This window comes from Oleiagrimonas soli (genome assembly GCF_000761445.1).
Taxonomy (GTDB): domain Bacteria; phylum Pseudomonadota; class Gammaproteobacteria; order Xanthomonadales; family Rhodanobacteraceae; genus Oleiagrimonas; species Oleiagrimonas soli.
This window is the reverse complement of sequence record NZ_KN196470.1, coordinates 2697756-2718156: the sequence shown is the minus strand read 5'-3', so window position 1 is coordinate 2718156 and position 20401 is coordinate 2697756. Positions and strand designations below refer to the sequence as shown.

The 20401-nt window shown below is 66.2% G+C and carries 24 protein-coding genes and 1 tRNA gene; 14 read left to right on the top strand and 11 right to left on the bottom strand.

Annotated elements, in window-relative coordinates; all coding sequences use genetic code 11:
- The 10 genes from tolQ (at window position 1) to LF63_RS12130 (ending at window position 6985) form a co-directional block, all read left to right on the top strand.
- Complete coding sequence (tolQ, locus tag LF63_RS12175) at window positions 1-687, top strand: protein TolQ (RefSeq protein WP_043102172.1); 687 nt, start codon at window positions 1-3, stop codon at window positions 685-687.
- A 4-nt stretch (window positions 688-691) separates the two neighbouring features.
- On the top strand, window positions 692-1147 hold the full coding sequence (tolR, locus tag LF63_RS12170) for a protein TolR (RefSeq protein WP_043102171.1): 456 nt from the start codon (window positions 692-694) through the stop codon (window positions 1145-1147).
- On the top strand, window positions 1134-2084 hold the full coding sequence (locus tag LF63_RS12165) for a cell envelope integrity TolA family protein (protein ID WP_043102169.1): 951 nt from the start codon (window positions 1134-1136) through the stop codon (window positions 2082-2084). The genes tolR and LF63_RS12165 overlap by 14 nt, the downstream gene beginning before the upstream one ends.
- Complete coding sequence (tolB, locus tag LF63_RS12160; protein WP_043102168.1) at window positions 2084-3406, top strand: Tol-Pal system beta propeller repeat protein TolB; 1323 nt, start codon at window positions 2084-2086, stop codon at window positions 3404-3406. Before LF63_RS12165 ends, tolB begins: the two co-directional genes overlap by 1 nt.
- A gap of 73 nt (window positions 3407-3479) precedes the next feature.
- Window positions 3480-3992 carry a peptidoglycan-associated lipoprotein Pal gene (gene pal / locus LF63_RS12155; protein ID WP_043102165.1) on the top strand — a complete coding sequence of 171 codons (513 nt, stop codon included), beginning with the start codon at window positions 3480-3482 and terminating at the stop codon, window positions 3990-3992.
- Between the two features lie 65 nt (window positions 3993-4057).
- Entirely contained in the window at window positions 4058-4906 is an 849-nt protein-coding gene (gene ybgF / locus LF63_RS12150) for a tol-pal system protein YbgF (RefSeq protein WP_043102163.1), read from the top strand.
- A gap of 6 nt (window positions 4907-4912) precedes the next feature.
- Window positions 4913-5599: a 7-carboxy-7-deazaguanine synthase QueE gene (gene queE, locus LF63_RS12145; protein ID WP_043102160.1), complete on the top strand. Its 687-nt coding sequence runs from the start codon at window positions 4913-4915 to the stop codon at window positions 5597-5599.
- 83 nt (window positions 5600-5682) lie between these two features.
- A complete protein-coding gene (gene queC / locus LF63_RS12140; protein WP_043102158.1) occupies window positions 5683-6369 on the top strand; it encodes a 7-cyano-7-deazaguanine synthase QueC in 687 nt (228 codons plus the stop codon).
- 68 nt (window positions 6370-6437) lie between these two features.
- Window positions 6438-6513 (top strand) — tRNA-Lys (locus LF63_RS12135).
- A gap of 193 nt (window positions 6514-6706) precedes the next feature.
- Complete coding sequence (locus LF63_RS12130) at window positions 6707-6985, top strand: hypothetical protein (RefSeq protein WP_052395039.1); 279 nt, start codon at window positions 6707-6709, stop codon at window positions 6983-6985.
- A 36-nt stretch (window positions 6986-7021) separates the two neighbouring features.
- Here LF63_RS12130 and LF63_RS12125 read toward each other — a convergent pair whose 3' ends face one another.
- From LF63_RS12125 to LF63_RS12100, 6 genes are all read right to left on the bottom strand, one after another.
- Window positions 7022-7264: a hypothetical protein gene (locus LF63_RS12125; protein ID WP_043102156.1), complete on the bottom strand. Its 243-nt coding sequence runs from the start codon at window positions 7262-7264 to the stop codon at window positions 7022-7024.
- A gap of 178 nt (window positions 7265-7442) precedes the next feature.
- Entirely contained in the window at window positions 7443-8105 is a 663-nt protein-coding gene (locus LF63_RS12120) for a LuxR C-terminal-related transcriptional regulator (RefSeq protein WP_043102153.1), read from the bottom strand.
- Window positions 8106-8201: 96 nt separating this feature from the next.
- Window positions 8202-10145, bottom strand: a complete 1944-nt coding sequence (locus tag LF63_RS12115; RefSeq protein WP_043102151.1) for an ATP-binding response regulator — start codon at window positions 10143-10145, stop codon at window positions 8202-8204.
- 73 nt (window positions 10146-10218) lie between these two features.
- Window positions 10219-10938, bottom strand: coding sequence for a TVP38/TMEM64 family protein (locus LF63_RS12110; RefSeq protein ID WP_043102150.1), 720 nt, complete (start codon window positions 10936-10938; stop codon window positions 10219-10221).
- 117 nt (window positions 10939-11055) lie between these two features.
- The gene (rlmM, locus tag LF63_RS12105; protein WP_043102149.1) at window positions 11056-12117 is read right to left on the bottom strand and encodes a 23S rRNA (cytidine(2498)-2'-O)-methyltransferase RlmM; all 1062 of its coding nucleotides are present in this window, start codon (window positions 12115-12117) and stop codon (window positions 11056-11058) included.
- Window positions 12114-13841 carry a glutamine--tRNA ligase/YqeY domain fusion protein gene (locus LF63_RS12100; RefSeq protein ID WP_043102147.1) on the bottom strand — a complete coding sequence of 576 codons (1728 nt, stop codon included), beginning with the start codon at window positions 13839-13841 and terminating at the stop codon, window positions 12114-12116. The genes rlmM and LF63_RS12100 overlap by 4 nt, the downstream gene beginning before the upstream one ends.
- Before the next feature lie 126 nt (window positions 13842-13967).
- On the opposite strand from LF63_RS12100, the gene LF63_RS12095 reads away from it, so the two are divergent.
- On the top strand, window positions 13968-14246 hold the full coding sequence (locus LF63_RS12095; RefSeq protein WP_043102146.1) for a putative signal transducing protein: 279 nt from the start codon (window positions 13968-13970) through the stop codon (window positions 14244-14246).
- 51 nt (window positions 14247-14297) lie between these two features.
- A complete protein-coding gene (locus tag LF63_RS12090; protein WP_043102144.1) occupies window positions 14298-14819 on the top strand; it encodes an adenine phosphoribosyltransferase in 522 nt (173 codons plus the stop codon).
- Window positions 14820-14832: 13 nt separating this feature from the next.
- On the opposite strand, the gene LF63_RS12085 is transcribed toward LF63_RS12090, so the two are convergent.
- The 5 genes from LF63_RS12085 to oxyR form a co-directional block, all read right to left on the bottom strand.
- Window positions 14833-15414, bottom strand: a complete 582-nt coding sequence (locus LF63_RS12085; RefSeq protein ID WP_043102142.1) for a DUF3501 family protein — start codon at window positions 15412-15414, stop codon at window positions 14833-14835.
- A 31-nt stretch (window positions 15415-15445) separates the two neighbouring features.
- Window positions 15446-16771, bottom strand: coding sequence for a heterodisulfide reductase-related iron-sulfur binding cluster (locus LF63_RS12080; RefSeq protein ID WP_152569324.1), 1326 nt, complete (start codon window positions 16769-16771; stop codon window positions 15446-15448).
- Between the two features lie 115 nt (window positions 16772-16886).
- Entirely contained in the window at window positions 16887-17306 is a 420-nt protein-coding gene (locus LF63_RS12075; RefSeq protein ID WP_043102137.1) for a rubrerythrin family protein, read from the bottom strand.
- 132 nt (window positions 17307-17438) lie between these two features.
- Window positions 17439-17972 (bottom strand): hypothetical protein, encoded by a 534-nt coding sequence (locus LF63_RS12070; protein WP_043102135.1) that lies wholly within the window; start codon window positions 17970-17972, stop codon window positions 17439-17441.
- Between the two features lie 4 nt (window positions 17973-17976).
- A complete protein-coding gene (oxyR, locus tag LF63_RS12065; RefSeq protein WP_043102133.1) occupies window positions 17977-18924 on the bottom strand; it encodes a DNA-binding transcriptional regulator OxyR in 948 nt (315 codons plus the stop codon).
- A 157-nt stretch (window positions 18925-19081) separates the two neighbouring features.
- Here oxyR and LF63_RS12060 point away from each other — a divergent pair, with 157 nt between their 5' ends.
- Entirely contained in the window at window positions 19082-19621 is a 540-nt protein-coding gene (locus LF63_RS12060) for a peroxiredoxin (protein ID WP_043103822.1), read from the top strand.
- 116 nt (window positions 19622-19737) lie between these two features.
- Entirely contained in the window at window positions 19738-20301 is a 564-nt protein-coding gene (ahpD, locus tag LF63_RS12055) for an alkylhydroperoxidase, AhpD family (RefSeq protein ID WP_043102132.1), read from the top strand.
- Window positions 20302-20401 lie beyond the last annotated feature (100 nt).

The following is a 20401-nucleotide window of genomic DNA, read 5'->3' as shown; positions in this document are numbered from 1 at the left end:
ATGAACGGCGATCTCAACATCCTCGACCTGGTCCTGCACGCCAGCCTGCCGGTGAAATTGGTGCTGGGCGTGCTGCTGGTGTTCTCGTTTCTGTCCTGGGTCATCATCGTGCGCAAGTACACGCTGATGAATCAGGCCGTCAGCAACGCCGACGCCTTCGAGGAGCGCTTCTGGTCCGGCGTCGATCTGGCTGCGCTGTACCGCGAAGTCGGCACCGAGGACGAACCCGGCCGCGGCCTGGTCAACGTGTTCGGCGCGGGCTTCCGCGAATTCGCACGCCAACGCCAGCGCAAGGGGCGCGATCCGCGCACCACGCTGGAGGCATCCGAGCGCGCCATGCGCGTGGCCGGCACGCGCGAGATCGAGCGCCTTGAGCAGAACCTCGAATTCCTCGCCAACGTCGGCTCGATCAGCCCGTACGTCGGCCTGTTCGGTACCGTGTGGGGCATCATGGTCGCCTTCCAGGGCCTGGCCAACGTCAAGGAAGCGACCATCGCGATGGTCGCGCCGGGCATTTCCGAAGCGCTGGTCGCCACCGCGATGGGCCTGTTCGCGGCCATTCCGGCGGTGTGGGCCTACAACCGCTACGCCAACCGGGTCGAGCGCATCGCCACGCGCTACGAGACGTTCCAGGAAGAATTTTCCTCCATCCTGCAGCGCCAGACCCTGACCGACGAGGGCGTCTGATCCCATGCGCCCCTCGATGCGACGCCACAAGCGCCACAAGCTCAAGGCCGAAATCAACGTCGTGCCCTACATCGACGTGATGCTGGTGCTACTGATCATCTTCATGGTCACCGCGCCGCTGCTGCGCCTGGGCGTGGACATCAAGCTGCCGCAGGCCGCCGCCAAGTCGCTGCAGGACGAGAAGCAGCCGGTGCTGGTCAGTCTGGACAAAGACGGCAACATGTTCCTGACGCTGGGCGCGGGCAAGCGCGAGCCGGTCGACGCGCAGACGCTGGTGACCAAGGTCAGTGCCTTCGTGCGCAACAACCCGAACGTCTCGGTCATGTTCGGCGGCGACGAGCGCGTCGACTACGGCAAGATCATGCAGGCCATGGTGCTGCTGCAGCAGGCCGGCGTGCCCAACATCGGTCTGATGACGCAGCCGCCTGCTGCGCCGGATGCCTCGCATGGACGTCGCTGATCGCCAAGCCACGACCTGGGGCGTCGTCTTCGCGGCCCTGCTGCATCTGGGCATCGTGGCGTTCCTGCTGCTGGCGACGATTTCCTGCAACACCTGGGAGCAGGCGATCGACAGCCTGGGCCTGCCCAAGTCGTGGAATCCGGTCACCTGCGAGCGTCCGATCGAGCTGTCCGGCCCGGTGATCCAGGCCACACTGCTGGGACCGACCGGCGCGCCGCTGCCGGCGCCGTCCAAGGTCAAGGCGCCGCCGAAGCCCAAGATCGCGCCGCCCAAGGTCGAGCAGCCGAAGGTCGACCAGGACAAGCCGAAGGTGGCGCCGGTCAAGACGCTGCCGCCGCCGCCGAAGAATCCCGACGTGCGCGACCAGCAGAAGGTCGTGGCACAGTCGACCGAGAAAGCCGATCAGGCCAAGCGCGAGCAGCGCGAGCGCGAAAAGCAGCGCATGTCCGAGCTGGACGCGCAGCAGCAGTCCGAGATCGACAAGCTGTTCAAGCAGATGGACGCCGCCGGCAAGCAGAGTCAGCAGGCGGACCGTCAGGCCCAGCGCATGGCGCAGCGCGACGACCTGAAGAAGGCCAAGAGCAAGGACGCCTCCGATGCGCCGCCCAACACGCCGCAGGCCGATCAGGCGCAGACCGGTACGGCAGGACAGGACAGCGGGTTGCTGGGACAGTACCAGGCCGCCATTCAGAATGCCGTCACACAGGCGTGGCTGCGACCCGATAACATCCCAGCGGGTACGACCTGCAAGATCGATATCGTGCAAATCATCGGCGGGCAGGTGATCAGCGCCAACGTGGAGCCGAGCTGTCCGTTCGATGCCGCGGCCCGGCGCTCGGTCGAAAATGCCGTGATGCGGGCTTCGCCTCTGCCGTATCGCGGGTTCGAGAAAGTGTTCGCACGCCGACTCACGCTTCACTTCATGGTCAACGAATGATGCCCAACTTCCGTGTCACGCTCGCTCTCGCGTTCGCCCTGCTCGGGGCGCTGGCGTTCTCGCCGGCGCAGGCCCAGACCCAGGGACTGAACATCAATATCGTCAACGGCACCAAGTCGGCGATTCCCATCGCGGTGGTGCCCTTCGGCAGCGAAACGGTCGGTCCGCCGCCGACCACCAAGGTCAGCGACGTGGTGCAGATGGATCTGGCCCGTTCGGGCAAGTTCCGCACCCTGGACAAGGGCGACGTGGTGGAATTTCCCACCCGCGGCAACGAGATCAAGTTTCCGACCTGGAGCCTGCTGAAGCAGGACTACATCGTGGTCGGCCACGTCAAGAACGCCGACGGCGGCCAGTACCAGATCGGTTTCGAGCTGTGGAACGTCAACACCAAACAGCAACTGCTGCAGCTGTCCTACACCGCGCCGGCCAGCAAGCTTCGCGACATCGCGCACCAGATCGCCGATCAGATCTACCAGAAGATCACCGGCGTGCGCGGCGCCTTCTTCACCCGCATCGCCTACGTCACCGCGGTCGGCACCGGCAAGAACATCCGCTATTCGCTGATCGTCGCCGATTCGGACGGCTACAACCCGCAGGTCGTGGTGCGTTCGCGCGAATCGCTGCTGTCGCCGACCTGGTCGCCGGACGGCAACGAACTGGCCTACGTCTCGTTCGAGAGCGGCAACTCGGCCATCTACATCCAGAACTTGTCCACGGGCGCGCGCCGGCTGGTGTCCGCCCGCAAGGGCATCAACGGCGCGCCGGCGTTCTCGCCGGACGGGACCAAGCTGGCGGTGTCCCTGTCCTATGTCGGCAATCCGGAGATCTTCGTGATCGACCTTGCCTCCGGCAAGGAGACCCGGCTGACCCATAACTACGGCATCGATACCGAGCCGGTGTGGGTGCCCAACAGCAACAACATCATCTTTACCTCCGACCGCTCGGGTAAACCGCAGTTATACGAGGTGAGCGCGGACGGGGGTACCCCCACTCGCGTGACCTTCCAGGGCGATTACAATGCCGACGCTTCCGTGAGCTATGACGGCAAACAGATCGCCATGGTGCAGGGAAGTGGGAACGTGTATCGTATTGCGGTGATGGACCGCAGCCTCGGCGGGCAGGAGCATTTCGTTTCTCCTGGCAATTTCGACGAGTCGCCGAGTTTCGCTCCCAACGGAAGTATGCTGCTGTATGCCGCTACGGAAGGATTGCGCGGCGTGTTGTACTCGGTTTCCGCGGACGGCAAGGTAAGACAGCGACTCGTGCTCTCCGATGGCGATGTGCGCGAACCTTCCTGGGGCCCGTACCGGAAACCGTGACCACTCCAACAAGCCGGATCAACGGCGTGTAGTACAAAAGACTGTCGGAAACCCTAGAGTAAAAGGAAAAGCCATGAACAAGAGCGTTCGCACCACCCTCGTCACGCTGTTGTGCGTTGTCGGCATGGCGGCGTGCAGCAAGAAGCAGGAGGTCAAGCCGACTCCGCCGCCGCCGCCGCCGCAGGAACAACCGGCACCGCCTCCGCAGCCGACCGGTTTCACCCCGGCCGACCTGGACACCGATGCCTGCCTGCGTCAGCGCGTGGTGTACTTCGATTTCGACAAGAGCGAAATCAAGCCGGAGTTCCAGCAGATCATGGCGTGCCACGCCAAGTACCTGCAGGATCGCCCGATGGCGCACGTGCGTCTGGCCGGCAACACCGACGAGCGCGGTACCCGCGAGTACAACCTCGGCCTCGGCGAGCGCCGTGGCAATGCGGTGGCCGCTGCGCTGGAAGCCAACGGTGCTTCGGCGGACCAGATCACGGTGGTCAGCTACGGTGAAGAGCGTCCGACCTGCCGCGAGCACAACGAGGCTTGCTGGTCGAAGAACCGTCGTGTCGAGATCGAATACACGGCCAAGTGATGAAGTACCGATCGGCACGTAACCTACCTGCCGGTCACGGCAAGGCGGCTGCAGTTGCAGCCGCCTTGCTGCTGCTGATCGCCGGCATTTTTCCGGCCCAGGCCCAGCGCCTGAGTCTGTCCGAGCGCATCACGCGTCTGGAGCAGGCCCAGCAGAAGCAGGATTCCGATCAGGGCGGCACCATGCTGGTCAACCAGGTGCAGGCCTTGCAGAGCCAGGTGCAGCAATTGCAGGGACAGATCGAGGAACTGCAGCACCAGATCAAAGAGATGCAGCAGACCGGCAAGGATCAGTACGTCGATCTCGATGCCCGTCTGCGCACGCTCGAAGGCGGCGATGCACCCGCACAGGGTTCCTCGGCGCCGTCGCCGGCTACCGGCGCGGCCGCTGCTGCAGGCACAGCCGCGGGCAGCGCCGCCGCAGGCGCCACGCCATCGGCGTCCGCCAAGCCGCCGTCCACCGCGTCCGCGGCGGGCAATCCGGCACCGGCCAGTAGCGCCAGCACGGCGGGCCAGGCCAATCCGCAGGCTGCACAGGATGCCTACAATCAGGCGTTCACGGCGCTTCGCAACGGGCAGTTCGTGCAGTCTTCGCGGCAGTTCCGCGACTTCATCCAGACTTACCCGAACAGCGCGTTGACGCCCAATGCCTACTACTGGCTGGGCGAGTCCTACTACACCGTGCAGAACTACGACATCGCCTTGCAGACCTTCCAGATGCTGCTGAAGTTGTATCCGGACAGCGAGAAGGCTCCGGGTGCGATGCTGAAGGTCGGCTACTGCCAGGACGCGCTCAAGCACGAGGGCGAGGCGCAGAAGACGCTGCAGACGGTGATGCAGAAATACCCCGGCAGTTCGGTGGCCAAGCTGGCGCAGCAGCGCCTGCAGGACATCCAGCTGCAACAAGCGAACTGACGTCCCATGAGCGAGCAGGTGACCGGCGCGGCCCGGGATTCCTCCAGTGCCGCCGAACGGCTGCGCGTGTGCGAGATCTTCCATTCCATCCAGGGCGAAGCCGACGCGGTCGGCTGGCCCACCGTGTTCGTGCGCCTGACCGGCTGCCCGCTGCGCTGCGTGTGGTGCGACACCGAATACTCGTTCCAGGGCGGCGAGTGGCACGATATCGATGATCTGGTTGCCCAGGTCGGTGCCTTCGACACCCGGCATGTGTGCGTGACGGGCGGCGAACCGCTGGCGCAGAAGCGCTGCCTGCGTCTGCTCGAACGACTGTGCGATGCCGGCCACGAGGTGTCGCTGGAAACCTCGGGCGCTCTCGACGTGTCCGAGGTCGATCCGCGCGTGCGCAAGGTGATGGATCTGAAGGCGCCGGGCTCCGGCGAATCCGCGCGCAATCTGTGGTCGAACCTGGCGCACCTGCAGGCGCACGATCAGATCAAGATCGTCATCGCCGACCGTGCCGATTACGAATGGGCCTGCGATGTCCTGCGCGAACATGCGCTGCAGCAGCGCTGCATGGTGCTGTTCTCGCCCGTGCACCTGAAGTTGACGCCGCGCCAACTTGCCGAATGGATACTCGCCGACCGCCTGCCGGTACGGTTGCAGACGCAGATGCACAAGCAGCTCTGGGGCGAGACGCCGGGGCACTGAGCGACGCTTTCCCGGCATACGGGTGCACGAGCGCGTGCAAAGCCCGATAATGGGCGGCTAGACGCGCACATGTGGAACCCCCGATGACCGAACAGACCTCTTCCCAACCCAAGGCCGTGGTGCTGGTTTCCGGCGGCATGGATTCGGCCGTGGTGGTCGCCATGGCGCGCGCGAAGGGTTTCGAGGTATATGCGCTGAGCGTGGCTTACGGTCAGCGTCATGACTCCGAGCTGCAGGCCGCGGCTCGCGTCTGCGCCATGTTGGGCGCGCGGGCGCACAAGGTGGTCGACGTCGACCTGCGCAGCATCGGCGGCTCCGCCCTGACCGACGACATCGACGTGCCCGAAGAGGGTGGCGAAGGTATCCCCGTCACCTACGTACCGGCGCGCAACACCATCATGTTGTCGGTCGCGCTGGGCTGGGCCGAGGTGCTGGGCGCCAGCGACATCTTCTGTGGCGTCAACGCAGTCGACTACTCCGGTTATCCGGACTGCCGACCGGCCTTCATCGAGAGCTTCCAGCAGTTGGCGCAGGTTGCCACGCGCGCCGGCGTGGAAGGCTCGCCCATGCGCATCCACGCACCGTTGATGGCCATGGGCAAGGCCGACATCGTTCGTGCCGGCCTCGAGCTGGGCGTGGATTTCGCGCAGACCGTCAGCTGCTATCAGGCCGATGCCGAAGGCCGCGCCTGCGGCCACTGCGACGCCTGCCGCCTGCGCGCGCAGGGATTCGCCGAGGCCGGCGTCGACGATCCCACGCACTACCGTTGACCCGCGCAAGCAGGTAGAATCGCCGGTTCCACGCGGCAGTCGCCGCGTGCGCAGCGCGCGTATCCGATGGGTCGTTAGCTCAGTTGGTAGAGCACCGGACTTTTAATCCGATGGTCGTGAGTTCGAGTCTCACACGACCCACCATCCCCCTCCGATGACATGATGCCGATCTCGCCGCCAGCGGGGTCGCAGGCGTGCGGGCATGTGCGGGCGATACGTGGTCAAGGCATCGCTTCGGTGACATGATGACGGCGTTCGCGCATGACTGGCTGGCGTCCATCCGAACGCTCGTCGAGCGGTACGCCACGTTCGGTCTCGCGCATCCAAGGAGGAGGACATGACCATGCGACGTCTGCTGTTGATCCCGATGCTCATCCTGGCGAGCGCCTCCGCGCTGGCGTCATCCACGATCCGTTTCGGCAGTCGCCTGGTTTCGGTCGGCGACACCGAGGGCATGGTGCTCAAGGTGGCCGGCAGGCCGGACAGTCGCGAGCCAGTCGAGAACAAGTACGGCGCGCTGCTGGGTTATCGCCTGGAGTACGACCTGGACAACAAGACCGTGTTGATCACGGTGCTGCAGGGCCGGGTGACGGATATCCAGGAAATCTATCGCTGACCGGCCATGCACGGGGCGCGCCCGCCCGGGACGCAGTCATTCGGTGAAGGCGAGCTCGCGATCGATGCCGCCAGCGGGCGTCTGCTGCGAAACGAGTCCGGAGACGGAAGGAAGCCCGACGCGGCTGTCGCGGTGCTCCACCAGAAGTTGGTAGCGCAGGGCGAGCTTGGCGGCTTCCTGTTCCAGATCGTGGTCGCCGCAGCGGCGGCATTGCTCGGCCAGGCGAAGCCACATGGCGGCCTGCTGGCGGGCGCGTTCGGAGATGGCGGGGCTGGACATGCGTGCCTGCTCGCAAGGGGAGAATGGCGCGCAGTGTGCACGCTGCGGATTGCAGGAACTTGCCGGCCGCATGACACCGGGATGAAGGCGGTTCCAATGACCGCCGTCGAGCGTGCACGTGCGAAGCGCGTGAACCTCGGAGCCGAGGACTCCGATCACGCGCGCGTCCCGCGGCCTATCAGGCGTGCCCGAGCTGCTGCGAAGCGACCACGGCCTCGACGCGGTTGCGCACGTTCAGCGCACGGAAGATCGCTGCCAGATGAATCTTCACGGTGCCTTCGCTGATGCCGAGCTCGCGTGCGATCACCTTGTTCGGACTGCCCCGGGAAAGCAGGCGCAGCACGTCCATCTGGCGGTCGGTCAGCAGTTCGGCGAGCTGTTCTTCCTGCGATCCGTCGATGGCCTCGCTGCTGTCGAAGCTGAAGCGTTCGCCGTCGTTGGAGGCCTGATTCAGCGCCATCGGCGGGATGTAGGTGCCGCCGGACAGCACCAGGCGGATCGCCGACAGCATCACGTCCGGCGAGTACGCCTTCGGGATGAACCCGTGCGCGCCGCTGTCGATGAGCTTGTGGATCAGTCCGCTGTCCTCGCAGCCGGACAGGATCAGCACTCGCATGCGCGGCTGCATGCGCAGCGCTTCGGTGATGTGCCGGCAGTCGCGGGCGCCGGGCATGGACAGGTCGATGAGAGCGATGTCGGGCGGCGGCGACTCACGCAGAATGGCGTAGAGTTCGTCCACCGTCGTAGCGACGACAAACTCGTTGTCCGGACCGAGTTCGGACAATTTGAGCCTGACGCCTTCGACCACGAGCCTGTGGTCGTCTGCGATCAGTACGCGCATCACGCTTCTCCGTGTGACTGGCCTTGATTCTGCGCCTCCGTGGAGGGGACGGCAAGGTGCGTGGCCTATGTCATCGGACATAGGCAAAGTGGCCGCTCAGGCCTCCGGCGTCGGCTCGACGCTCTTGCGACGCGTGCGCAGCAGGGTGATCACCGCCTCGCGCAGCGGTTCGGCGGCGACCGGCTTGAACAGGATAGGCACGCCGGATTGCAGCGCCGGTCGCAGCCGGTTGCGTTCGGTCTCGCCGGTTACCAGCAGTCGCGCGAAGGGCGGATTGTCGGGTCGGGCGCCGTAATGCTCGGCCAGCGCGTAGAGCGTCTCGATGCCGTTGCGACCGGCGCCCAGGTGAAGGTCCGAGATGACGATGTCGGGCACTTCGCTGCGGCTGGCCTGTTCGAGGGCGCGCTCGCAATCGGTGGCCATGCGCACCTTGCAGCCCCAGGTGCGCAGTAGGTCGTGCATGCCGGCCAGGATGGCCTGGTCGTCGTCGATGACCATCACCCGCACATCCTTGAGTTCCTTGGCCTGGTTCGTGCGCGGCAGTGCGCGCGGCTGTCGCGGCGCGTGCTGCGGGTTGCGGCTTTTGCTGCGACCGCGGCGGACCATCAGCGAAAACAGCGTGCCCCGGCCGGGGTGCGACTGAAGCTCGATCTCGGTGCCGAGCAGTTCCGCCAGACGCTGCACCGTGGACAGGCCGAGACCGAGTCCGCGCTGGCTGCCGGATTGGGCGGGCACATCGGCCTGTTCGTGCTGCTCGGAATCGACGCGATAGAACTCCTCGAAGATGTGCGCCTGGTGCTCTTGCGGAATGCCGATGCCGGTGTCGCGCACATCGATGCGGATGCGATCGCCGCGCACGCGCGCGCCGACCAGCACGCCACCCTCGCGCGTGTAGCGCAGCGCGTTGCTGACCAGATTGTTGAGGATGCGCGCAAGCATGGTCCGGTCGCTGTGGACCCAGGCGGGAGTGGGGCGTGTGACCAGGCGCAGTTCCTGTTTCTCGGCCTGCATGCGGAAGTTGCGGCTGACTTCCTGGAACAGTTCGTCCAGCGGGAAGTCGCGCAGTTCCGGCTGCATCGCGCCGGCCTCCAGGCGTGACAGGTCGAGCAGTTCGCTGAACAGGCGGTCCAGCGATTCGATGCATTGCTGCACGTGGGAGATGCGGTCCAGTCGTTCCGGGCTGGTTTCCTGCTCGGCCAGCGACGAAGAAAACAGGGTCAGCGCGTACAGCGGCTGGCGCAGGTCGTGGGTCGCGCTGGCGAGGAAGCGTGCCTTGGCCTTGCTGGCTTGTTCCAGCGCATCGTTCTTGCGCGCCAGTTCCTTGGTCGCGATCTCGATGCGGCGCTCCATGTCGCGGTGCAGGGTGTGCAGGCTGGCCGCGGCCTTGTTGAAGCCGCGTTGCAGTTCGCCGATCTCGGAGTCGTCGGTCACCTCGACGGACAGGGCGTGATCGAAGCGCCCCAGGCCGCCCATGGCCACGGACAGGCGCCGCAACGGTGCGCTGATCCAGCGCGCCTGCTGCCAGCTCAGCAGGATCGCCAGCAAGATCGCGACGCTCAGCCAGAGCAGGGTGTCCAGCACGTCGGTGTACTGTCGAAGCAGGGAGGTTTCGGTATCGATCTGCACCAGCAGTGTGCCGATCTCATGCTCGGCGTCGGTGCCGATGCTGCGGCGAAGATCCGTGAGCGAGGCGCCGGCGGGAACCGGACTCTTCGAGGCGGCGAGGACATGCCCGTCGTGATCGAGAATGCGGACCTGGTCGACGTGCGGCAGATGGCCGATGGCGCGTACCAGGCGCCGCAGTTCGGACAGGTTGCCGTTGCGCAGCGGCTGTGCAGCGTCGGCGGCGACCTGCAGCATGTACGCGTCGACCGTGTTGCGCGTCACGTCCTTGAGCGTGTGGATCTGGTGCCGCGTCAGCAGGATCGCCAGGAACATGGTGGAGACCACCGAAGGCACCAAGGCCACCAGAACCAGGCGCTGAACCAGCGACGTGCGCCGCCACCATTGGCTGAGTCGAGAAGGTGCACGTTCGGGCATGCTTCCGCCCCCTGTTCCGGTGGCGCATCGGTGACTCGATTGTAGCGCCTGTTCCGAAAGACTGTCGCCGGGGTCAGCGGGAGTCGTCGGCGTCGCTGTGGCCGCCGTGCCGTTGGCGTCGCCGGATCAGCACCGGAAGTACCGCGAGCAGGGCCAGCGCGCCCAGCGGCAGCAACATGTGCGGGTCCAGCAGCAGTTGCCAGCCCATGGTCCGGCCGGCGGCTAGATTGCGACCGAGGTCCGCGCCGATGGCGGTCTCGAAGATCAGCATGATCGAGCCGCCGAGAAAGCTGCTCAGCAGGAACAGCCACATCGGGCAGCGCAGCCAGGCCAGCGTCACGGTGACGGCGCCGAACGGGAAGACCGGAACGAAGCGCAGGAAAAACGTGTAGTTGACCGGATGCTGCGCATAGCCGTGACGCAGTCGTTCCACCAGGCCCGGCGCGGGCTTGCGTCCGCAGCCGAAGGCGTAGCGACTGGCCAGGAACAGCAGCAGCGAGCCGAGCAGCAAGCCGAGCGCCGACAGCAGGGTGCCTTCGACTTCGCCGAACACCAGGCCGCCGGCGATGATGACCAGCAGGCTGCCGGGTACGCCGGTCGAGGTGACCAGGGTCAGCAGACCGACGTAGGCCAGGCGCGACAGCCACGGATGCGCCTGCACCGCATCCAGCAGCACGGCGTGTTCCTGCGCCAGCCGGTCCGGCGCCAGATAGCTGCCCATGCCGCCCGCCAGCAGCACCACGCCGGTGGTGAGCAGCAGCAGGAGAGGCAGCATGGCGCGCAGACGTTTCACGGCGGCGGTGTCCGTTCGATTCCGGCTAGGCAGTCTACGGCGATCGAGCGTAACGAAACGTAGTCGCGTCCACATGCCGCAGGCGCGTGCGGGGCGTCCGTCGGCGGGCGCTGTCGCTCACGCACGGCGGGCGAACACCGTGATTTCTTCGCGGTCGTGGTACAGCTGCCGCGCGCGCACGTCGAGCGGCGCGTCCACCTGTTCGTGCAGCAGACCGAGGCACAATTGGACTTCGGCGTAACGCTTCTTCATCGGTAGCTTGAGGTTGAACACGGCCTGCCGGCACCAGCCCTGTCGCAGCCATTCCGCCATGCGTGCGGCGACGCGACGCGGTTGTTCGACCATGTCGCAGACCAGCCAGTCGACGGGTTTCGGCGGCTGATAGCGGAAGCCGTCCTCGCGCAGATGCTCGACCAGGCCCGATTCCATCAGCGCCGCGTTCATCGGTCCGTTGTCGATGGCGCTGACACGGATCGAGCGGCGCACCAGCTGCCAGGTCCAGCCGCCGGGCGCCGCGCCGAGGTCGACGCCGCGCATGCCTGGTTGCAGCCAGTCCTCGCGCTCGCGCGCATCGAGCAGCACCAGGAAGGCTTCCTCCAGCTTCAGCGTCGAGCGGCTGGGTGCGCCGCGCGGGAAGCGCAGGCGCGGAATGCCGCCGGGCCAGGGCGCGGCGGTGCGCATGTCGGTGGCGCAGACCAGCGCCTGCGTCGGCGACAGCAGGGCCACATGCAGCCGATCGTGCGAAGTGCGGTCGATGCGCCCAAGGCGTTTCAGGCCGCCCAACAGCGCGCCGTTGAGGCCGCGGCACAGCGCGCTGAGTTCGCGTCCGGCGTCGCTGTCGGCCGACTCCACCCAGGCTTCGGCCCAGCGCCGCGGGTCCTCGGCGATCAGCGGCAGCAGTACCGAGAGCCGGTCCTCGCGCGGCAGGGCCTCGATGCGGCCGATGCCGTGCATCAGCTGACGGGCGAAGATCAGCGGTTCGCGACCGACCGCGGCGGCGATGCGGCCGGCGGCTTCGGCATCCAGCGCGACGAATTCGACGAAGCCCTCGCCCGGCTTGGCGCGTGCATAGCCGCCACCGCCGAAGCCGCTGTCCAGCGCGCTCAGCTCCTGCGCGCATTCGGCCTCGAAGCCGGGTCGACACCAGGCCAGCAGGCGATGGCGCGCGTCGGCGCTCACCGGCCCTTGCGGGCCCAGGTGTCGCGCAGGCCGACGGTGCGGTTGAACACCGGGCGCTGCGGGCGGTGATCGTGACGGTCGGCGACGAAGTAGCCGGTGCGCTCGAACTGCCAGTGCGCCTCGGGTTCGGCGTCGGCCGCGGCCGGCTCGATGTAGCCCTGCACGACGCGCTTGGCCTCGGGGTTCAGGTAGTCCTTCAAGGTCTTGCCGTCGCGTTCGTCGCCCGGGTTCTCGACCTCGAACAGGCGATCGTACAGACGCACCTCGGCGGCCACCGCGTGCATGGCGCTGACCCAGTGGATGGTGCCCTTGACCTTGCGGTCGGTGGCGTTGCCGCCGGGGCGCGTTTCCGGGTCCAGCGTGCATCGCAGTTCGGTCACTTCGCCGGCGTCGTTCTTCACGACTTCATCGCAGCGGATGATGCCGATGCCGCGCAGTCGGACCTCGCCTTCGGGAATCAGGCGCTTGAAGCCCTTCGGCGGCACCTCGGCGAAGTCCTCGCGCTCGATCCACACTTCGCGCGAGAACGGCAGGTCGCGCTTGCCGAGGCTCTCGTCCTTCGGGTGGTTGGGGAATTCGACGGTTTCCTGGTGACCCTCGGGCAGATTGGTGAGCACCAGCTTCAGCGGGTCGAGCACGGCCATGCGGCGCGGCGCGTGCGCATCCAGCTCGTCGCGCACGCAGGCTTCCAGCACGCCGAAGTCGATGTTGCTGTTCTGCTTGCTCACGCCCATGCGCTCCCAGAACGCGCGCATGGCGGCGGCGGGGAAGCCGCGCCGGCGGGCGCCGGACAGCGTCGGCATGCGCGGATCGTCCCAGCCGTCGACCAGACCTTCGGTGACCAGTTGGGTGAGCTTGCGCTTGCTCATCACGGTGTAGGTGAGGTTGCCGCGCGCAAACTCGATCTGGCGCGGCTTGCTCGGCGCCGTCGGGATGCCGGCCTCGACCAGCGGCTGCCACAGCTCGGGGTGGCCGGCCAGGTCGACGTGGTCGACGAACCAGTCGTACAGCGGGCGATGGTCCTCGAATTCCAGCGTGCAGAACGAGTGCGTGATGCCTTCCAGCGCGTCCGACAGGCAGTGCGCGAAGTCGTACATCGGGTAGATCGGCCAGGCGTCGCCGGTGTTCTGGTGGGTCTGCTTGCGGATGCGGTAGATGGCCGGGTCGCGCAGGTTCATGTTGCCGGAGGCCATGTCGATCTTCGCGCGCAGGGTCTTGGCGCCGTCGGCGAACTCGCCCGCGCGCATGCGCTGGAACAGATCCAGGTTCTCTTCCACCGAGCGCCCGCGGAACGGCGAATCCTTGCCCGGTTCGGTCAGCGTGCCGCGGTAGGCGCGCACCTCGTCGGCGTTCAGATCGTCGACGTAGGCCTTGCCGTCGCGGATCAGCTTCTCGGCGGCGCGGTAGAACACCTCGAAGTAGTCCGAGGCGTGGCGCAGCTCGGCCCACTCGAAGCCCAGCCAGTGCACGTCGTCCTGGATGCCCTGCACGTACTCGGGCAGTTCCTTGCCCGGGTTGGTGTCGTCCAGGCGCAGGTTGCAGCGGCCGTCGAATTCGGCGGCGATGCCGAAATCCAGGCAGATCGCCTTGGCGTGGCCGATGTGCAGGTGACCGTTCGGCTCCGGCGGAAACCGCGTGCGGACCGACGGCTGGCGGCCGGACTCGACGTCCTCGCGCACGATCTGGCGGATGAAATGCTGTACGGGGGCGGTATCGCTCGCCATCGGCGTTCACTCGTCGCAATGCTGCAAAGCTGCACAGTTTAGCGCAGGTGCGTGGCCTTCAGGACAGCGGTCGGATGGCGCTTCGGAACAGTTGCAGCGCGGGCGCGGCGCGAGTAGCGTGAGGCCATGCGCACTGTCTACCACGCCGAATCCACGATCGACGCGCACCTGGTCAAGGACGCGCTCGAGCACGAGGAGATTCCCGCCTTCGTCGCCGGCGAGCACCTGATCGGCGGTGTCGGCCAGCTGCCCGCGCGCGATTTCATCAGCGTGGCGGTACCCGATTCCTGCGTCGAACGGGCCGCGCCGATCGTCAAGCGCGTCGAGACCCAGCTCAGCGAGGCGCGACAAAGCGCCGCCGAGGATCCCGACTGGGGCGACCAGTCGCTGCCCGCGGCCACCTGATCGCTGCGGCTCTGGCATCATGCGGGTCCGTTCCGCCGGACCGTTTCGACGATGCATGCATTGAACGCGCTGATTCGCGACATCCCCGATTTTCCCAAGCCGGGCATCGTCTTCAAGGACATCACGCCGCTGCTGGCCGATGCGGCCGGCCTGGCGCAGTGCACCGAGGCGCTGGCCGAACCCTGGCGCGGCGCCGGTGTGCAGGCGGTGTGCGGCATCGAGGCGCGCGGCTTCATCTTCGGCGCGGCGCTGGCGCAGGCGTTGGGCGCGGGCTTCGTGCCGGTGCGCAAACCGGGCAAGTTGCCGGCCGACACCGTGGGCGTCGACTACGCGCTGGAATACGGCAGTGACCGGCTCGAAGTGCACCGCGACGCGGTGCGTCCGGGCGAGCGCGTGCTGCTGGTCGACGACGTGCTGGCCACCGGCGGCACGCTGGAAGCGAGTGCCGAGCTGATGCGCACGCTGGGCGCCGAGCTGTGCGGCGCGTCGGTGGTGATCGAACTGGCGTTTCTGCAAGGGCGCGGACGCTGGACCTCGGACGCGCCGCTGCACAGCCTCTTGCGCTACGACTGAGCGCGCGGGTCGCTCAGTCGAGGTCGGCGCCGAGCGCGGCGTGCTGCTCGGCGTCGAGCTGTACGCGCACCGGATAATGGTCGTGCGTGCAGCTCAGGAACACGGGCGCGCCGTCCTTCCAGGCCGCACGCATCGCCTCGTCGAGTTCAAAGCGCATGAAATGCACGGCCGAGGTCTTCTCCTCGTTGCTGCGTTCCAGATCTTCGTCGGCGATGGCCTTGACCGGCGGCAGATCGCCGACCTGCAGCGCGATGTCGTGCTCGACGTTGCGCAGCTTCGCCAGCTCGCGCTTGCGTACCTCGGGATCGGAATACTCGATCAGCATCGTCGCCTTGAGGTTGCCGCCATCCGGAATCAGCGGGTTGTAGGCGCCGAGCTCGTCCTCGATGCCGGTGGCCTCGAAGATGCGCTCCACGCGCAGCATTTCCTGAATCTGGTACTGGATCGTCAGGCGATCCTCGAAGATCAGGGTCAGGTGCTCGCCCAGGTGCACCTTGCGCGGCTTCTTGTGCGCGATCACGCGGGCGCGGAAATCGCTGCGTTTGGCGGCGTAGGTTTCCAGGGTGAACAGGTCGTCTCGGGTCAGTGGTTTCATGGTTGGAACATGCGTTATCGAATGAGGGCGTTCAAAGCCCGTAGGCCTTGCGCAGCAGGCTGATTGGATGCTCGTTGCCGGGCTTGTCGTCGATCCCGTGGGCGATGTGCTCGCCGGCCATCGGGCAGTCGCTGGTGAAGTGTTGGGCTTCGGACTGCTTCACGCGCTTCTCCACCGGGCGCGCGATCTTGCGCGCGATGGCGTAGGTTTCGCGTTTCACGCCGTAGGTGCCGTCGTGGCCCGAGCAGCGCTCGATGGTGATGACTTCGGTGTCCGGCACCAGCTGCAGGATGTCGCGGGTCTTGGGCCCGATCTTCTGTACGCGCTGATGGCAAGCGACCTGCCAGGCGACCTTGCCCAGCGGTTGCTTGAAGTCGGTGGCGAGCTTGTCGTCCTTGTGGCGTTCGGCCAGGTATTCAAACGGATCGAAGAAGTGGTCGCGTACCCGCGCCACGTCCTCGTCGTCGGGGAACATCAGCGGCAGTTCCTGCTTGAACATCAGCACGCAGGAGGGCACGGCGGCGGTCAGGTCCCAGCCTTCGCGCACCATCTTCGCCAGCACCGGAATGTTCTCTTCCTTGTACTTGCGCACGGTGTCGAGATCGCCCAGCTCGAACTTGGGCATGCCGCAGCAGCTTTCGCGTTCGACCATGCGCACCGGCACCTGGTTGTGCTCGAGCACCTTGACCAGATCCTCGACCGCCGACGGCATCGAGTGATCGCAGTAGCAGGTCGCGAATACGGCGACCTTGCCACGGGTGCGTCCGGCCGGCTGTGCTTCGCCGTGGCCGTCGAGATGCTTCAGGCGCTGGCGCGCGGTCGGCGTGTGGTAGGCCGGCACGCGCGCGTCGGGATGCACGCCGAGCGTCTTCTCCAGCAGCTTGCGCATCGGCTTGGAGCGGTTGGCGGCGTTGATGGTCTGCACCACGACCGGAATCGAGGCCAGCTTGCCGACGGTACGGGTGTTGGACAGCACTTTGGCCTTCAGCGGCGCGCCGTCGCGGCGGAACTGCACGGCCTTGGCGCGCAGCATCAGGTGCGGGAAATCGACGTTCCATTCGTGCGGCGGCACGTACGGACACTTGGTCAGGTAGCACAGGTCACACAGGTAGCACTGCTCGGTGACCTTGGCGTAGTCGGCCTTGTCCACGCCGTCGACTTCCATGGTTTCGGATTCGTCGATCAGATCGAACAGGGTCGGGAAGGCGTGGCACAGGCTGACGCAGCGACGGCAGCCGTGGCAGATGTCGAAGACGCGTTCGAGTTCGGCGTCGAGCGCCTGTTGATCCCAGAATGCATCGTTGAGCCAATCCAGCGGATGCCGGGTGGGTGCTTCCAGACTGCCTTCTCGGGACATGCGGATCTCCTCGATCATGCACGGTGTGTTCGGGACATGCCGACGGATGTCGGCGAGCCAAGCGCGGGAATCGCGCACGCTCCGTGCGGGAGCGTGCGCGATGCGACGAAGCGTCTTACTGCAGCTCGTCCAGCGCCTTCTGGAAGCGGTTGGCGTGCGAACGCTCGGCCTTGGCCAGGGTCTCGAACCAGTCCGCGATCTCGTCGTGACCTTCCTCGCGGGCGTCCTTGGCCATGCCCGGGTACATGTCGGTGTACTCGTGGGTCTCGCCGGCGATGGCGGACTTCAGGTTGGCCTCGGTGCCGCCGAACGGCAGGCCGGTGGCCGGATCGCCGACTTCTTCCAGGTACTCCAGGTGACCATGCGCGTGGCCGGTCTCGCCTTCCGCGGTGGAGCGGAACACGGCGGACACGTCGTTGTAGCCTTCGACATCGGCCTTGGATGCGAAGTACAGGTAGCGGCGGTTGGCCATGGATTCGCCGGCAAACGCGTCCTTCAGATTCTGCTCGGTCTTGGAGCCTTTCAGATTGCTCATGATTACCTCGTGGCTTCGGCTGGGAGGTGGAGACATGGCGGCAGGTGTGACATGCCGCCCCTGCGGCCCAGCCTAGCGTGCGGCTGAGCCTTGTTTGAAATTGATTGTTTCGATGAACTTGATAGCTCTTGGCTATCGCGGGTATTGGCGCCGGTTGCGCCGCACCAGCCAGATCACCAGCACGGCGACGGCGGCCAGGACGATCAGCAGGCCGACGAACACCCAGGTCACGATGCGCATCAGCGCGTGCATGTCGGGACCGTTTCCGATAAGCAGGGTGTCGATGCGCCGATGGCCGTTGGTTCCATCGATGTGCAGCATCAGCGTGCGCACCTGTTCGCCGTGACCGAACTGGTAGGTCAGCGTGGTCTGCCACGGGTTGCTGTTCTGCTTGGTGACGTTGGCGCCGACGAGTTCGGGGTTCGGCGTTTCGGCGAGCATGGCGGCAAGCGTGTCGAGGGTCTTTTCGGAGGGTTCGCGTTGCTTGTCGAAATGCGCGCGTGCGGCTTCGGTGTGACCGGCGCGCAGGTCCGTGAACAGCGCGTGCACCAGCGCAAGATCGCCATTGGGCGTGATGCGCTCGGCGAGTTTCTGCATCGAGCAGGCGCTCAGGGTGCAGACCAGCAGCGTGGCGAGAAGCAGCGGCAGGCGTGGAGGTGTCTTCATGACGTCAATGCTCCGTGGTAGACCGGGTTCGCGACAGCTGGGCCGAGGCGTGCGCATCCAGCAGTGCCGGAGGCAGCCGCCGGAACACGTCGGCCAGGCGCTTGAGGAAACCGTCCATCGCCGAACTCTTACGCCAGATCATGGCCACCCGACGGTGCGGCGGGTGGCCGCCGAATTCGATCAGTCGCATGTTCTCCACCCGTGCGACCGGAGGATTCACTGCCAACGTCGGCAGCAGGGTGATGCCGACGTTGGCCGCCACCATCTGCCGCAGCGTTTCCAGGCTGGTGGCGCGGAAGCCGGTGCGCTCGCCAGCGCCGGCCAGTTGGCAGACTTCCAGCGCCTGATCGCGCAGGCAGTGACCGTCCTCGAGCAGGAGCAGGCTTTCCTCGGCCAGATCGTCCAGGCGCAGGCGCTTGCGCTCGGCCAGGGCGTGCTGCTCGGGTACCGCCAGCAGGAACGGCTCCTCGAACAGGAATTCGACGTGCAGGCTTTCCTCGTGGATCGGCAGCGCCAGGATGCCGGCGTCGAGCTTGCCCTCGCGCAGCCGCTCAAGCACGACTTCGGTCTTCTCCTCCACCAACAGCAGTTCGAGCCGCGGGAACGCCTCGCGCAGCATCGGGATCACGTGCGGCAGCAGATAGGGCCCGAGCGTTGGGAAAATGCCGAGGCGCACGGTGCCGGATTCGGGATCGCGCGTACGGCGGGCGATGGCGCGGATCTGCTCGGCCTCGTTCAGCACGTCGCGGGCGCGGGCGGCGATCTCGCGGCCGACGTCGGTGAGCAGCACCTTGCGCGGCGTGCGTTCGACCAGGGTGACGCCGAGTTCGTCCTCGAGCTTGCGGATCTGGGTCGACAGCGTGGGCTGGCTGACGAAGCAGGCTTCGGCCGCGCGTCCGAAATGGCAGTGCTCGGCCAGGGCGACGAGGTAGTGCAGGTCTCGCAGGTTCATACGGGTTCCCGGCGGCCTATCGATAGTTTTTTGCTATGAATATCATGTTAACAATCAATTTGAAGAATGCAAGCTTGGCCCCTATCCTTGTCCGAGACGACGCTCGGATCGAGCGTCCCTTTCCCCTGAAACCCATCATCCTTTCATGGAGTTGCACATGCTTACCGTTGGTGACAAGTTCCCCCAGTTCAGTCTCAAGGCCACCGTGTCGACCGAAAGTCTCGACAAGGCCTTCGCCACCATCGACAACGGCACCTACCAAGGCAAGTGGACCTGCGTGTTCTTCTATCCGAAGGACTTCACGTTCGTCTGCCCGACCGAGATCAAGGGCTTCGGCGACCTCAACGAGCAATTCGCCGATCGCGATTGCCAGGTGCTGGCCGCCAGCACCGACAGCGAGTTCGTGCATCTGGCGTGGCGCAAGGATCACAACGATCTGAAGGATCTGCCGTTCCCGATGCTGGCCGACATCAACAAGGACCTCAGCCGCGCGCTGGGCATTCTCGACGACGAGGGCGTGGCCCGTCGCGCCGCGTTCCTGGTCGATCCGGAAGGCGTGATCCGCTTCGTCTACGTCACCGAAGGCAGCGTCGGCCGCAACCCGGCCGAGGTGTTGCGCGTGCTCGACGCGTTGCAGACCGACGAGCTGTGCCCGTGCAACTGGCAGTCGGGCGAAGACACGCTCAAGGCCGCCTGAGCCTCCGACCCGCGCGCTCGTCCCGGGCGCGCGGGTTCGATTCAACCCATCCTCGAACCTGTACGCACGCGTGGCCGCGTCCGCGCCGGCGTGCCCTGTCCGAACGGAGATCATCCATGTCCCTCGCAGAGCTGAAATCGCAACTGCCCGAGTACGCCAAGGACCTGCGCCTGAACCTGGAATCGGTGCTGGGCGAGAACGGCGCGCCAGGCCTGACCCAGTCGCAGATCGCGGTGATCGCGCTGGCTTCGGCCATCGCTTCGCGCCATGTGCCGTTCACTGCCTCGATGGCCGCCTGGGCCAGCGAGCATGCCGATGAAGACGCCCTGCGCGGCGCTCGCGCCGCGGCCGCCATCATGGGCATGAACAACATCTACTACCGCTTCCTGCATCTGGTCGGCAACGACGAGTACGCGACCCTGCGCGCCGGGTTGCGCATGAACGTGATGTCGAATCCGGGCGGCAGCAAGATCGACTTCGAGCTGGCCTCGCTGGCGGTGTCCGCGATCAACGGCTGCGGCGCGTGTTTGGAATCGCACGAGAAGACGCTGCGCAAGCACGAGGTCGGCGCTCAGGCCATCCAGAGCACGGCGCGTATCGCCGCCGTGGTGCATGGCGTGGCCGTGGCGCTGGAGCAGGCCGAGGCGGCTGCACCGCCGCAGGCCGCGGCCGCCGCCTAGGCCGAAGGTCGTACGACAGGCTGCGAAAAGCCGGCGCAAGCCGGCTTTTTCGTGGTCGCAAGACGGCGCTGTGTCTTTCGGCACGTGTTCCCGTCGGCAT